Source organism: Desulfarculaceae bacterium, from assembly GCA_020444545.1.
GTDB lineage: Bacteria > Desulfobacterota > Desulfarculia > Desulfarculales > Desulfarculaceae > Desulfoferula.
The window spans coordinates 1-12,937 of the sequence record JAHLKT010000011.1 but is presented as its reverse complement, the minus strand read 5'-3'; the positions used below and the strand labels follow the sequence as shown (position 1 = coordinate 12,937).

16 protein-coding genes are annotated in these 12,937 nt (G+C 64.4%); 3 read left to right on the top strand and 13 right to left on the bottom strand.

The genetic code is table 11. The features are described from left to right. Nucleotides 1–54: 54 nt before the first annotated feature. Both KQH53_20415 and KQH53_20410 read right to left on the bottom strand, forming a co-directional pair. Nucleotides 55–1,086 (bottom strand): LacI family transcriptional regulator, encoded by a 1,032-nt coding sequence (locus KQH53_20415; protein MCB2229051.1) that lies wholly within the window; start codon nt 1,084–1,086, stop codon nt 55–57. 148 nt (nt 1,087–1,234) lie between these two features. Next, nucleotides 1,235–1,915: a GntR family transcriptional regulator gene (locus KQH53_20410; protein ID MCB2229050.1), complete on the bottom strand. Its 681-nt coding sequence runs from the start codon at nt 1,913–1,915 to the stop codon at nt 1,235–1,237. A gap of 354 nt (nt 1,916–2,269) precedes the next feature. On the opposite strand from KQH53_20410, the gene typA reads away from it, so the two are divergent. The 3 genes from typA to KQH53_20395 all read left to right on the top strand — a co-directional run bounded on the left by typA (nt 2,270) and on the right by KQH53_20395 (nt 6,109). Then, nucleotides 2,270–4,075 (top strand): translational GTPase TypA, encoded by a 1,806-nt coding sequence (gene typA / locus KQH53_20405; GenBank protein ID MCB2229049.1) that lies wholly within the window; start codon nt 2,270–2,272, stop codon nt 4,073–4,075. Between the two features lie 234 nt (nt 4,076–4,309). Beyond that, nucleotides 4,310–4,573, top strand: coding sequence for an RNA-binding protein (locus KQH53_20400; GenBank protein MCB2229048.1), 264 nt, complete (start codon nt 4,310–4,312; stop codon nt 4,571–4,573). A 258-nt stretch (nt 4,574–4,831) separates the two neighbouring features. Continuing rightward, nucleotides 4,832–6,109 carry a 2-hydroxyacyl-CoA dehydratase family protein gene (locus tag KQH53_20395; GenBank protein ID MCB2229047.1) on the top strand — a complete coding sequence of 426 codons (1,278 nt, stop codon included), beginning with the start codon at nt 4,832–4,834 and terminating at the stop codon, nt 6,107–6,109. Between the two features lie 57 nt (nt 6,110–6,166). On the opposite strand, the gene KQH53_20390 is transcribed toward KQH53_20395, so the two are convergent. The 11 genes from KQH53_20390 to KQH53_20340 all read right to left on the bottom strand — a co-directional run. After that, entirely contained in the window at nt 6,167–6,490 is a 324-nt protein-coding gene (locus tag KQH53_20390) for a hypothetical protein (GenBank protein ID MCB2229046.1), read from the bottom strand. A gap of 18 nt (nt 6,491–6,508) precedes the next feature. After that, nucleotides 6,509–7,387 carry a cytochrome c family protein gene (locus KQH53_20385; GenBank protein MCB2229045.1) on the bottom strand — a complete coding sequence of 293 codons (879 nt, stop codon included), beginning with the start codon at nt 7,385–7,387 and terminating at the stop codon, nt 6,509–6,511. Nucleotides 7,388–7,412: 25 nt separating this feature from the next. After that, on the bottom strand, nt 7,413–8,117 hold the full coding sequence (locus KQH53_20380) for a cytochrome C biosynthesis protein (protein ID MCB2229044.1): 705 nt from the start codon (nt 8,115–8,117) through the stop codon (nt 7,413–7,415). Nucleotides 8,118–8,147: 30 nt separating this feature from the next. After that, nucleotides 8,148–8,537: a thioredoxin family protein gene (locus KQH53_20375; protein ID MCB2229043.1), complete on the bottom strand. Its 390-nt coding sequence runs from the start codon at nt 8,535–8,537 to the stop codon at nt 8,148–8,150. Nucleotides 8,538–8,569: 32 nt separating this feature from the next. Continuing rightward, the gene (locus KQH53_20370) at nt 8,570–8,998 is read right to left on the bottom strand and encodes a putative zinc-binding protein (protein ID MCB2229042.1); all 429 of its coding nucleotides are present in this window, start codon (nt 8,996–8,998) and stop codon (nt 8,570–8,572) included. A gap of 61 nt (nt 8,999–9,059) precedes the next feature. Then, the gene (locus KQH53_20365) at nt 9,060–9,287 is read right to left on the bottom strand and encodes a TM0996/MTH895 family glutaredoxin-like protein (protein MCB2229041.1); all 228 of its coding nucleotides are present in this window, start codon (nt 9,285–9,287) and stop codon (nt 9,060–9,062) included. Between the two features lie 16 nt (nt 9,288–9,303). Then, entirely contained in the window at nt 9,304–9,798 is a 495-nt protein-coding gene (locus KQH53_20360) for a thioredoxin family protein (protein ID MCB2229040.1), read from the bottom strand. A 29-nt stretch (nt 9,799–9,827) separates the two neighbouring features. Then, complete coding sequence (locus KQH53_20355) at nt 9,828–11,018, bottom strand: MFS transporter (GenBank protein ID MCB2229039.1); 1,191 nt, start codon at nt 11,016–11,018, stop codon at nt 9,828–9,830. Between the two features lie 46 nt (nt 11,019–11,064). After that, nucleotides 11,065–12,240, bottom strand: a complete 1,176-nt coding sequence (locus KQH53_20350; protein MCB2229038.1) for a permease — start codon at nt 12,238–12,240, stop codon at nt 11,065–11,067. A 19-nt stretch (nt 12,241–12,259) separates the two neighbouring features. Next, entirely contained in the window at nt 12,260–12,580 is a 321-nt protein-coding gene (locus tag KQH53_20345; GenBank protein ID MCB2229037.1) for a metalloregulator ArsR/SmtB family transcription factor, read from the bottom strand. A gap of 94 nt (nt 12,581–12,674) precedes the next feature. Further along, the coding region (locus KQH53_20340) for a hypothetical protein (GenBank protein MCB2229036.1) at nt 12,675–12,937 on the bottom strand (263 nt) is incomplete at its 5' end.

The window sequence follows — 12,937 nt, the reverse complement described above, 5'->3', positions numbered from 1 at the left end:
TTCTTTGCATCCTCGTTTATGGGCCGGGTCCCTCGGGGCCGGCGCCTCCCCGGTCTAGGAGGCGGCCTCTTGCCCGCTCTGGGAGCCGCAGCTCTTGCGTACGATCAGCTTGGGCTCCATAACCACTTGCAGGGGCTTGTCCCAGCCCCGCTTCTTGTTGATCAGGTCGATGAGGCGCTCGGCTCCCAGGCGCCCCATCTCATGGGCCTGCACGTCGATGGTGGTGAGGCTCACCGTGGGCAGCGAGGTGTAGGCCGCGTTGTTGAAACCCACCAGGGCCAGGTCCTCGGGCACCCTCATGCCCATGTCCAGGGCGGCTTCCAAGGCGCCCATGGCCATATCGTCGTTGCAGGCGTAGATGGCGCTGGGGCGCTCCTTGTCCGAGAGCTGGAGCATGTGCAGGGCGGCCAGGTAGGCCGCGCCCCGGGTGAACTCGCCGGGGGAGAACAGCTTGGGGTCCACCGCGACCTTGTGCTCCTTGAGGGCGGCCACCGCACCCTCGAAGCGGCCGATGCCGGTGGTGGTGTTGGGGGTGCCCTTGATGATGCCGATGCGCTTGTGGCCCAGCTTGATCAGGTGCTCCGCCGCCAGGTAGCCCCCCTTGCAGGAGTCTTCCATCACATAATTGAGCTCGCCCAGCCCCGGCACCCGCCGGAGCACCGAAACCAGGGGCACCCCGTCCTCCACCAGCTCCTTGATGCCCGGGCTCTCCACCTGGGCCGAGGTGATGAGGAACCCGTCCACCCCCCGGGCCCGCGCGCTGGAAAGCTCCTTGGTCTCTAGGTCCGGGTCGTCGAAGGTGGAGGCCATCATGATGGAGTAGCCGTTTTCCTTGAGCACCTCGGCGGCGCCCTCGGCGATCTCCATGAACAGCGAGTTGCGGGCTTGCAGGATGGTCAGGGCGATGATGTCGCTGTGGTTCTTGGCCAGGGAACGGGCCATGAGATTGGGGGTGTATTTGAGCTCGCTGGCCACGCGCAGAATGCGGTAGCGGGTTTCCTTGCCCACGCCTTTCTTGTTGTTCAACACCAGGCTGACGGTGGTGGGGGACACCTCCGCGATGCGGGCGATGTCCTTGATTGTCACCTTTTTGTGCGTCCTGGTCATATTCCCCAACAGTGGGCAAGCCGGCGGGAGCGGCATGGCCGCGTTCCCCCGCCGTTTGGTTTAACGTTTTACTAAACCGTTTTACTAAAACGGTTTGGTATCAAAATCGCCGATCGTTTGTCAACCATCAACTTGCCCGATCCGGGGATTGCGCCGGGGTCTCCCGGCCCAGTTGAGTGCGCTCCACCAGCCGGCGAACCCGGCGGTTGTGCTCCATCATGGCTTGGGCCGCCGCGTCTTCGTCGCAGGCCTTCAGGGCCAGGATCAGGTTGTGATGGTCTTGGTAGAGTTCCGGCAAAATAGGAGAGATATCGCGCACAAAGGGACGGGCCTTGCTCTTGACCCCATCGAGTTGTTCGCGGAGAAGCCAGTTGCCGCAGGCCTCGTAGAGCACCTGGTGGAACTCGAAGTCGGTGCGGGAATAGGCCGCCGAGTCGCCCTCGGCCACCGAGCGCTCCTGGCGGGATAGTATTTTTTCCATGCGCGCCAGAGCCTTGGCCGAAGGTTCGCGGGCCATGAGCCGGGCGGCGAGAGCTTCCAGAACCCCGCGAACTTCATACAAATCCACGGCCATTTCCGGAGTCATCTCCACCATGCGCACGCCCCGGTTGGGCACGTGTTGCACCAGCCCTTCGGCCTCCAGCTGCTTGAGCGCCTGCCACACCGGAGTGCGGCTTACTCCCAGCTCCTTGGCCAAAAGCTCGGCGTTGATCCAGGTGCCCGAAGAGAAGCGCTGCCCGGCAATCATCTCGCGCAAGGCGAGATATGCCTGTTCTTTAAGGGTGTTGCGCTTCAAAGGTTGGGACATCTGCGCTTCTCCGCCGGGGTGGCCGGATATGGTTGGCCAATGTTTTGATTGTGGCTCTATTTTCTTATCGGATAGGGCCCCCAAGTCAACAAGAATTTCATTTTAAGTGAAATAAAAATGAAAAAACTTTATACGCGATAAAAGTGCAGGTGTATGGGCGCTCGCTATAGTTAACAAAATATAACGGACCGCTCTCACCGCCCCGGGCCGCGCTTTCTTATCCTGGCCATAGCGGCGCAAAAGGAGGTTTTGTGGTATGGGTTGAGGCATATTTCTCACGCCCCTGGTCCTTGTTCGGCCCAGGGGCTTAATGATTTGGTTTAAGACGGACGGCGAATCATGAGCGGCACAATCATCCGCGAGGACCTGCGAAACCTGGCCATCGTGGCCCACGTTGACCACGGCAAGACTACTTTGGTGGACGCCATGCTCTGGCAGAGCGGGGTGTTCCGCGCCAACGAGCAGGTGAACGAGCGGGTGATGGACTCCCTGGACCTGGAACGGGAAAAGGGCATCACCATCATGGCCAAGAACACCGCCGTCACCTGGGGCGGGGTTAAGCTGAACATCGTGGACACCCCGGGCCACGCCGACTTCGGCGGCGAGGTGGAGCGCACCCTGAACATGGTGGACGGGGTGATGCTCCTGGTGGACGCCAGCGAGGGGCCCCTGCCCCAGACCCGCTTCGTGCTCTCCAAGTCCCTGGCCAAGGGCCTGCCCCTGATCGCGGTGATCAACAAGATCGACCGCCCGGACCGGCGCATCAACGAGGTGCTGGACGAGCTCTACGACCTGCTCATAGACCTGGACGCCAGCGAGGAGCAGCTGGATTTTCCGGTGCTCTACACCAACGCCAAGGCGGGCATCGCCCTCACCGAGCCCGAGGACGAAGGCTCGGACCTGAAGCCCCTGTTCGAGGCGATCCTCGAGCACATCCCCGCCCCCAGCTACGATCCCGATTCGCCCTTGCGCTTCCTGGTGACCAACCTGGACTACTCGGACTACGTGGGCCGCATCGCGGTGGGCAAGATCGTGGGCGGGGTGCTCACCGCCGGGGAGCCGGTGGCCCTTTTGAAAAAGGGCGAGATGGAGGGGACCTACAACCTGAGCCAGGTCTACACCTACAAGGGCCTGGAGCGGGTGTCGGTGGAGGAGATTCAGGCCGGGGACATCGCGGCCGTGGCCGGGGTGGAGGAGGCCTTCATCGGCGACACCCTGGGCGACCCCGACGACCCCCGCCCCCTGCCCTCCATCAGCGTGGAAGAGCCCACCATGTCCATGGAGTTCTCCATCAACACCTCCCCCCTGGCCGGCACCGAGGGCAAGCTGATCACCACCCGCCAGATCAAAGCCCGCCTGGAAAAAGAGACCCTGTACAACGTCTCCATCCGGGTGGAGCCCGGCGAGGGCACCGATTCGTTCAAGGTGAGCGCCCGGGGCGAGCTGCAGCTGGCCGTGTTGGTGGAGACCATGCGCCGCGAGGGCTTCGAGCTGTCCCTGTCCAAGCCCAAGGTCATCACCCAGACCAAGGACGGCAAGCTCATGGAGCCCCTGGAGCTGGCCGTGGTGGACGTGCCCGACGAGTACGTGGGCGTGGTCACCGAGAAGCTCTCCGCCCGGCGGGGCAAGATGACCAAGATGCTCAACAACGGCCTGGGCCGGGCCCGGTTGGAGTTCGAGATCCCCACCCGGGGGCTCATCGGCTACCGCTCCCAGTTCCTCACCGACACCCGGGGCTCGGGCATCCTCACCACCCTGGTGATCGGCCACACCCCCTATGCGGGCGAGGTGGCCGGCCGGGGCAACGGCTCCTTGGTCAGCGACCGCTCGGGCAAGGCGGTGGCTTACGCCATCTACCACTTGCAGCCCCGCGGCTCCATCTTCGTGAGCCCGGGCGAGCCCTCCTACCCCGGGCTCATCGTGGGCCAGAACTCGCGGGCCATCGACATCGCGGTGAACATCACCAAGGAAAAGAAGCTCACCAACATGCGCGCCTCCGGGGCCGACGAGGCGCTGCGCCTGATCCCGCCCCGGCGTTTCACGCTGGAGCAGGCCATGGAGTACATCGCCGACGACGAGCTGGTGGAGGTGACTCCCAAGTCGATCAGACTGCGCAAAAAAGAAGTAATGAAGCTGGGCGGGGCGCGCAAGAACGTGTGAAACAGGCGCTAACCTGCCTTGATACGGTAAAAAATTATTGAATCCCCGATTGACATCCAAACTTACTAGTGGTATTAGCCTTAATATTGATCCCATTCGGAGCCCGAGATTGCACTTGTCTGATAAGGCGCGGCCGCGCCGAAATACAGCTGGCATACCCAAGGCTTGATTAGGATCGCGGATGCTACCCCATCGGCGGGGTAGCCGGTTTTTCTTTTGTTTGGAGAGTGATACGTGAACAAGAAGATCTATGTGGGCAACCTGCCCTGGTCCGCCACCGACGAAGACGTGGCCGAACTGTTCAGCCAACACGGCGACGTTATTTCCAGCCGGGTCATCACCGACCGTGAGACCGGCCGTTCCCGTGGCTTCGGCTTCGTGGAGATGGACGAGTCGGCGGCAAACGCGGCCATCGAGGCCCTCAACGGCGTCGATATGGGCGGTAGGGCCCTCAGGGTCAACGAGGCCCAGGAGCGCAAGCCCCGCAACTCCTGGTAGGGAGCAGCTCCTGCCGGTCTAGGCTAGTCTAGACAAACAAACCCCGCTCCGGGCAACCGGAGCGGGGTTTTTTGTGGACCGCGCTGGACCTCTCTCCGGCCCCATCCCCGCCTTTCACCAAACCTTTCCGAAGTATCGGCCATATCTATCGTAATCTTTTTTTGCAGCGAATCTAACGATTTGCCCGCCCAAGTCTCCCCGGCTATGCTCAATATTTCAGTAAGATACCGTACCCATCTTTTTTCTTGGGAGGCAGCGATGAGCGAAGACTACAACGCCATGTGGCAGAGCCTGGGCCTGGACCTGGCGGCCCACGACCAACTACTGGCCGTGCTGGGCCAGGGCTATCAGGACATTTTCCTTAGCCAGCAGGACCGCCCCGAGGGCATGGAATACTTCAACTTCGTGATGAGCGAGGTGCACGGCCTACGCATCAAGGAGCTCGTCGACGGCCAGGCCGAGGGCAAGAAGGTGGTGGGCTCGTTCTGCGTGTTCGTGCCCGAGGAGATCGTGCGGGCCACCGGGGCCACCCTGGTGGGGCTGTGCACCGGGGCCGACTTCGCCACCGAGGAGGTGGACAAGTATCTGCCGCGCAACACCTGCGCCCTGATCAAGAGCGCCTTCGGCTTCAAGCTGGGCAAGGTCTGCCCTTACCTGGAGTCCGCTGATTTGATCGTGGGCGAGAACACCTGCGACGGCAAGAAGAAGTCCTACGAGACCCTTAACGACCTGGTGCCCAACCTCTACGTCATGGACCTGCCCCAGGTGCACAGCGACGAGGGCAAGGCGCTGATGGCCGCGGAGTACGAGCGCTTCAAGATCGCCATGGAGGAGCTGACCGGGGTGGAGATCACCCCTGAGCGCCTGAAAGAAGGCATCGAGATCGTGAACAACAAGCGGGCCGCGTTGCACCGCCTGTATAAGCTCCGGGCCCACGACCCGGCCCCCATCTCCGGCCTGGACGCCCTTCTTATAAATCAGGTTTCCTTTTACGACGACCCGGTGCGCTTCACCGCCTCGGTGCACAAGATCTGCGACGAGCTGGAGGAGCGCATCGCCAAAGGCGAGGGCGCCGTGGCTCAGGGCGCGCCCCGCATCCTGTTCTCCGGCTGCCCCATGGCGGTGCCCAACTGGAAGCTGCCCTGGGTGGTGGAGAGCGCCGGCGCGGTGGTGGTGGGCGAGGAGTCCTGCGTAGGCGAGCGCGGCACCCGCAACCTCACCGACGGCAGCGGGGCGACCATGGAGGAGCTGATGGCGGCCATCGTGGACCGCTATTGGAAGATCGACTGCGCGGTGTTCACCCCCAACCCAGAGCGCCCCGAGCACGTCAAGCAGATGGCCGAGGACTACAAGGCCCAGGGCGTGATCCACTACGGGCTCCAGTTCTGTCAGCCCTATGCCATGGAGGCCATCCCCATGGAGAGAAAGGTGGAGGTAGGCGGCCTGCCGGTGCTGCGCATCGAGACCGACTACAGCATGGAGGACGCCGAGCAGCTCAAGACGCGGGTGGAGGCATTTTTGGAAATGATCGCCTAACTAGCGTTTTAAGCCAGCAAGCATGGGGCCGTTCCGGGAGACACCCGGAGCGGCCCTTTATTTATGCGCCTTTTTGGGGAACAAACCGGAGACCTCCACCTTGCGGCTCCAGGCGTGCACCGGAATTTCGTCGCCCGGCCGCAGCTGATAGACCAAACGCAGGCTCAGCGTCAGGATCCGGGCCGGTTGGGCCAGCCGGATGTCGAACACCTCGCGCTTGGCCGCGAAGGGCTGGAAGGTGGTGTCGCGCAGGAGGCCCAGCTTCTTGTCCGGCCCCAGCACCATCACCGAGCCCCGGCTGTCGCCGCACTGGGGCATGAACACGCGCTGATCCTTGAACACCTCCCGGTTCCGCTCGTCGGTGGCGGTGGCATACAGCACCGCTTGCGCCCGGGAGGGTCAGCCGTCGGGCAGGCGGTGGCCCGCCTGGTTCTGGATGGAGGCAGTGAGCACCACCCGGGGGAAGTTCTCGCCGTGTCCCGGATGGAAGGTGTAGGGCAGCACCTCCACGCTCATGGGCAGGGCCCGGGCGTAGAGCTTGCCGGTGGCCGCCTTGTCGCTGAAGTCCGGCGGGAAAGTATGATCCGATCCCCGCTTGTGACAGTCCAGGCAGCTCTGGGAGCCGCCGCTGGCCACGTAGGCGTGCAGATAGCTGCCGTAGAGGGTGGCGCACTGAATGGGCGGGGTGAACTCGAAGTTGGGGCCCAGGCCGTGGCACTGGCCGCAGAAGGCGGGCGAGGACATGAAGCGGCTCTTCTTGACCGCCCTGAAGGCCCCCTCGTGCTCCTCGATCTCGCGGCCGCCGTAGAGCGCCCGGGTGTCGGGCCGGTGGTGCACCACCGCCTTGTCCTGGTGGCACACCAGGCAGCCGATGTTCAGCTTGGCCACGGTGGCCTTGTCGTCGCGCCAGACCACCTCGGCCAGCTCCTTGGCCACCCGGTCGTTGGTGGCTAAAAGCTGTGGCAGATGGCATTTGGCGCAGGGGAAGTTGGCCAGGGTGGCGTCCTGGGGCTTTTTGACCGACAGGGGGCCCTTCTTGAGGTACTTGGACATGAAGCTGAAGTTGTTCAGCCCCATCATGGAGCGGGCGTGGTGGGAGCGGGACCACTGCTGGTAAATCTCGCCGTGACACTCGGCGCAGCGGGCCGAGTCGTAATGCTCCACCAGCTGGGACAGGCTGTTTATGGCCGATTTGGCGGCGGCAGGCCCCGTGGCCAACAGCATTGCCATTGCCAACAGAGCCAGCGAGACCGCCCAGGGCATACGTGACTTTTTCAAGCTCTTACCTCTTTACCCTGGCGGCTCAGGCCCCCATCCAGGGCGAAAGGATGAAGTAAACCCCCAGCAGGGCGATGCCCGCCCCGGCGGCCCGCTTGAACCACAGGCTGCCTTGCTGAAAGGAGCTGTTCTCCAGAAGATTGCTCACCGCCGCGGTGGAGCTGCCCGCCAGGGCGATGGGCAGGCAATGGCCCAGGCCGAAGAGCAGGATCATGGCCCCGCCGGCCAGGAAGTCCTTTTGCACCGTGATGATGGCCAGGATGGGCGCGATGAAGCCGAAGGTGCAGGAGCCCGAGAGCACCCCGTAGCCCAGGCCCAGGACAAAAGCTCCGCTCCGCCCCGTCACCCGAAGGCGGGCCAGCAGGGTTCCCGAGAGCGGCAGGGCCTTGATCCCCAGCATGTCCAGGGCCACCCAGATGAGCATGGCCCCCACCAGCAGGGCCCAATAGGGCCCCACCTCGCCCAGCATGAGCCCCAGCAGGGAGCAGACCACCCCCACCAGGGCGATGGTGATGAACAGGCCCAGGGTGAACAGCCCGGCGTACTGGGCCGCCCGGCGGGGGCGCACCGCCGCCTCCTGGCCGGCCACGTAGGTGACGATCAGGGGGATGGAGGCCAGGTGGCAAGGGCTGAGCGCCACGCTGACCACGCCCCACAGAAAGGCTCCGGCCAGGGCGGCCGCGCTGCCTCCGGTGATCCACTGGTTAAGGGTGAGGAACCACTGCTCCAACATATCCCCGCGCCTCCGGCCGCGAGCCGCTTATTTGGCGGCGGGCTTGGCCACGCCCATTTTATCCAGCACCATCACGATGCTCTCCTTGCTCAGGAAGCCTTCGTGACGCAGGAACTCCTTGCCCTTGCGGTCGTAGAAAATCTGGGTGGGGATCACCTGGATGCCGAAGCGCGGCGCCAGGGAGCTGTCCTTCCACACATCCAGGAAAACGATGGCCGCCTTGCCCTGGTACTCCTGCTTCAGCTCCTCCAAGATGGGGGCCATCATTCGGCAAGGGATGCAGCGGTCGGCCCCCAGGTCCACCAGGGTCACCATGCCCTTGGCCGGTATCTCGGCGGGGGTGTCGGCGGCGAAGGAGGGCCCGGCCAGGCACATGGCCAGGAGCAGCAGGCCCCAGAGGCAAAATTTCTTCGGCATCTTGTTTCCTTTTACGAAGTTTCCGGCCAAGCTCAACAACTCTCGCGCGAAGCGGCCAGGGCCTGGCGCGCGGCGTCCTTGACCATGGCCAGCTCCGCGTCCTTGAGCTCGAAGTCCTTGTTCTTGGCTATGCCCAACTCGGTGAGCACCAGGTAATTGCGCAGGGGCACTCCGGCCTGCTCGAAGATGGCCTTGGCGCAGCCCAGCTCGCAGCCGTCCAGCACCACCATCTCCGGCACGTCCTTGGCCGACTGCACGAAGCCCGAGAGCTTGCCCCCGATGCCGGCCAGGCAGAACATCTTGCCCAGGCCGTCCTGGGTCAACTCCACGCAGGCCCGGTTGGCCAGCTGGCCCACGTTGGAGCCCCCCGAGCAGGCGAGCAGCATCACGTTGCCGTCGGTCGCGCAACAATCGCCGCCTTGGCGGCCTTGCTCCCCGGCGGCGCAACAGGAAGACGTCATCACCAACCCCCTTATGTCCTCTATAGCGCTAAACTTTATGCACGCCTGGCGGCCCCCGGGCCTACAGCCAGGACTTGACCTGATCCTTGCTGGGCACCTTGCCCACGATCTTCACCTCGCCGTCCACGATGACCGCCGGGGTGCCAAAAACCCCCGCCGCCGCGATGTCCATTGTGCCGGTGACCTTTTCGATCTGGGCCTCCACGCCCGCCTCGGCCACGGCCTCGCGCACGATCTCCTCGGTCTTGTGACACTTGGGGCAGCCCGGCCCCAGCACTTTGATCTGCATGATTCTCGCTCCTTGTTTACTCTTCCGCGGCCGCGCGCAGCCACTGGCTGAGCTGTGGTTCGCCGGGCACCTTGCCGCTGGCCACCACCCGGCCGTTTATGATCAGCCCCGGGGTTATCACCACCCCGGTGGCCGCGATTTCCTTGGGGTCCTTGATGCTATCCAGGTCGGCGGCCAGGTTCAGCTCGGCCAGCACCTTGGCCACCCGGTGGAACAGCTGCTCGCAGCGGGGGCAGCCCGGCCCCAGCACCCGCACCGTGAGCCCGCCCGCCGCGCCTTCCTCGTAGGGCTGGCCCAGGGCCTTGCGGAACTCACGCAGCAGGGCGGCGGCGTATTCACCCCGGGCCGGGGGCGCGAAGTAGTTGGTCTTCTCCAGCTTGGCCAGCATGGCCTCGGCCACCTCGGTGTCGCTCTTGGCCGCGTACTCGGCTTGTAGCTCCTCGATGGCGTCGTCCAGGCCCCGGATGCCGATGCTGTCGCCGCCCACGTTTATCTTGCGTATGCCGTCCATGGATACTTACCTCGCCGCGCTCCGGCGGATTACTCGGCCACCTCGATGGCCAGCTCGTCGCATTCTATGACGTGGTGACGGATCAGGGCGAAGCTCAGCAGCCAGGTGAGCAGCAGGGCCACGCCGTAGAGATAGAACAGGTCTATGAGCCCCCAGCGGGAGACCAGGGCCCCGCCCAGGGCGGTGCCCGCCCCGCCGCCGCCCATGAAGCAGAAGGCCACCAGGGACATGGCCGCGCCCCGCGCCTTTTGGGCGAACTCGGTGGCCCGGGTGAGCAAGGTGGAGTGGGTGAATATGAAGCCGAAGCCCAACAGGGCCACCGCCGCCACCAGCGAGCCCAGCCAGTGGCCCCCGAAGCCCAGGAGCAGCTCGGCGGTGGCGGCCAGGAGCAGGCCCAGGGTGAGCAGGTTGCGCGGGCCCATGGACGCCGCCAGCTTGCCGCTGAGCCGCCCGCCGATCACCGTGGCCAGGCCGAAGGCGGTCATGATCAGGCCGATGTGCAGGTAGTTCAGGTGCTGCATCTGGGCGATGTAGGCCCCCAGGTAGGAGAAGGCCCCGATGATGAACATGCCTTCCAGAAGCACCAGGATATAGGTGTTCAGGCTGCGGCGGTCGGAGATGAGCTTGCGGTAGGGGGCCAGGAAGCGGGCCTGGGGGTTCTTGGCCGAGGGCAGCGAGGCGTAGGCCTTGATCAGGGCCAGGGTGGGGATGACCGAGAGCAGGCCGTAGAGCACGAACACTCCGCGCCAGCTAAGGAAGTAGGCGGTCACCCCGCCGATGGCCATGCTCAGGCCCTGGCCCAAAAAGCTGATGCCCATGAAGGAGCCGATGGCTCCCTGGCGCTTCTCGATGGGGAACAGGTCGCCGATAAGGGCCAGGGAGATGGGCATCACCGAAGCGGCGAAGGCGCCGGTGAGGGCGCGGTACAGGGCCAGGTCGGCCAGGCCCAGGCCCAGGGCGCAGGCCGCGGTGGCCAGGGTGAAGATGATCATGGAGAAGGTGATCACCTGCTTCTTGCCGTAGCGGTCGGCCAGGGGGCCGAATACCAGCTGCAACAGGCCGAAGGGCACCATGTAAGCGGTGATCAGCAGCCCGGCGGTGGCGATGTCCATGCCCAGGTCCTGGGCGATGGCCGGCAGGATGGGCGAGACCACCCAGTTGTCGGCCATGACCACAAACCCGGCCATTCCCAATAATCCGATTACCCTCTTGTTCTTCATATCGTTCCTCGCGGTTTTGGCGTGTCCGCTTGGGTCGAACCCCGGCTCAGGCGAATACCGCGCCGTAAATCAATCCGGCGATGGTGGACATGACCACGATGATCGAGCAAAACACCGCCGTCTTCTTCCAGCCCATCACCCCGCCGATCACCAGCATGTTGGGCAGGCTGAGCGCCGGGCCGGCCAAGAGCAGGGCCAGGGCCGGGCCCTTGCCCATGCCCGCGCCGATGAGCCCTTGCAGGATGGGTATCTCGGTGAGAGTGGCGAAGTACATCAGGGCCCCGGCCACCGAGGCGAAGAGGTTGGCCCCCAGGCCGTTGCCCCCCAGGGCGCCGGAGATCCACTCCGGCGGGATGAGGGCCGGGTGGCCCGGACGGCCCAGCATGAAGCCGGCCACCAAAACGCCCGCGCCCAACAGGGGCAGGATCTGCTTCATGAAGCCCCAGGTGGACTGCACCCACTCCACCCGCTCCTCGCGCTGGAACCAGGCGCGCAGCATGAACACCAGCACCACCAGCAGCCCGGCGGTGACCCACCACTTGATCCCGAACAACAGGGCCCACACTCCGGCCTCGCCGGCCTCGGGGCGGGCAAAGGCCGCGAAGACCAGGATGAGCACCAGGGTGAGCATGAACAGGGCTTCCTGCCCCAGGGAGCGGCCGGTGCCCTCGTCCTCGGGCAGGTAGATTTCGCCCGCAGCGCGGGCCGCGTCGTCCTTGCGGAAGATCAGGGCCATGATCAGGCCGGTGATGATGGCGAAGACCACCGCGCCAATGGCCCGGGCCAGGCCCAGCTCCCAACCCAGGATGCGGGCGGTGAGCACGATGGCCAAGACGTTGATGGCCGGGCCGGAGTAGAGAAAGGCCGTGGCCGGGCCTATTCCAGCGCCCCGGGTGTAGATGCCCGCGAACAGGGGCAGCACGGTGCAGGAGCACACCGCCAAGACCGAGCCGGACACCGAGGCCACCGAGTAGGAGAGCACCTTCTTGGCCTTGGCTCCGAAGTACTTGAGCACCGCGGCCTGGGACACGAACACGCTGATGGCCCCGGCGATGAAGAAGGCGGGGATCAGGCAGGTGAGCACGTGCTCGCGGGCATACTCCCGGAGCATGAGGAAGGCCTCCAGGCCCGAGCGGCGCACCACCTCGTTGCCCCAGGGCACGAAGTAGGCGGCGGCGAACACCCCGGCGATGATCAGTAGCTTGTAGCGTTCCTTCATCATGGCTTGCCTGCCTTGGTCCTTACTTGGCCAAAAGAATCTGACGCTGCACCTGGGCGTCCATCACGTTTTCCACGCACTCGAAGAAGCCCAGCACGCAGGGGGCGGTGAGGCGGTAAAAAATTTGGGTGCCTTGGCGGCGGTCCTCCACCAGCCCGACGGACTTGAGTAGGCTCAGGTGCTTGGACACGGTGGACATGTCGCTGCCCACCATCTCGGTGAGGTCGGCCACGCACTTCTCGCCGCCGGCCAGCTCCTCCACGATCATCAGGCGGGAGGCATGTCCCAGGGCCTTGAGGATGCGCGCCCTCGCCTCCAACCGGTTTTGTCTGCTTGCGTCCATCAGCCGCACCTCCTTATTTGCTAGTTTGGCCAAATTGCCAAATAAGTCAAGCAAAAATTTTCTTGTTTGATGAACTAACTGATTTTTCAGGGAATCAGGCGGCGCGCACTCCGCGATACCACTCGATGGTGTTCTTGAGGCCCTCTTCAAAGCCCACCTGAGCGGTGAAGCCGAACTCTTCCTTGGCCCGCTCCACGTCCAGGCGCCGCCGGGGCTGGCCGTCGGGCTTGCTCGGGTCCCAGCGTATCTCGCCAGTGAAACCGGTGAGCCGCGCGATAAGCTCCACCAGGTCCTTGATGGATATCTCCATGTCGCAGCCCAGGTTCACCGGGTCGGACTTGTCGTAGCGCTCGCTGG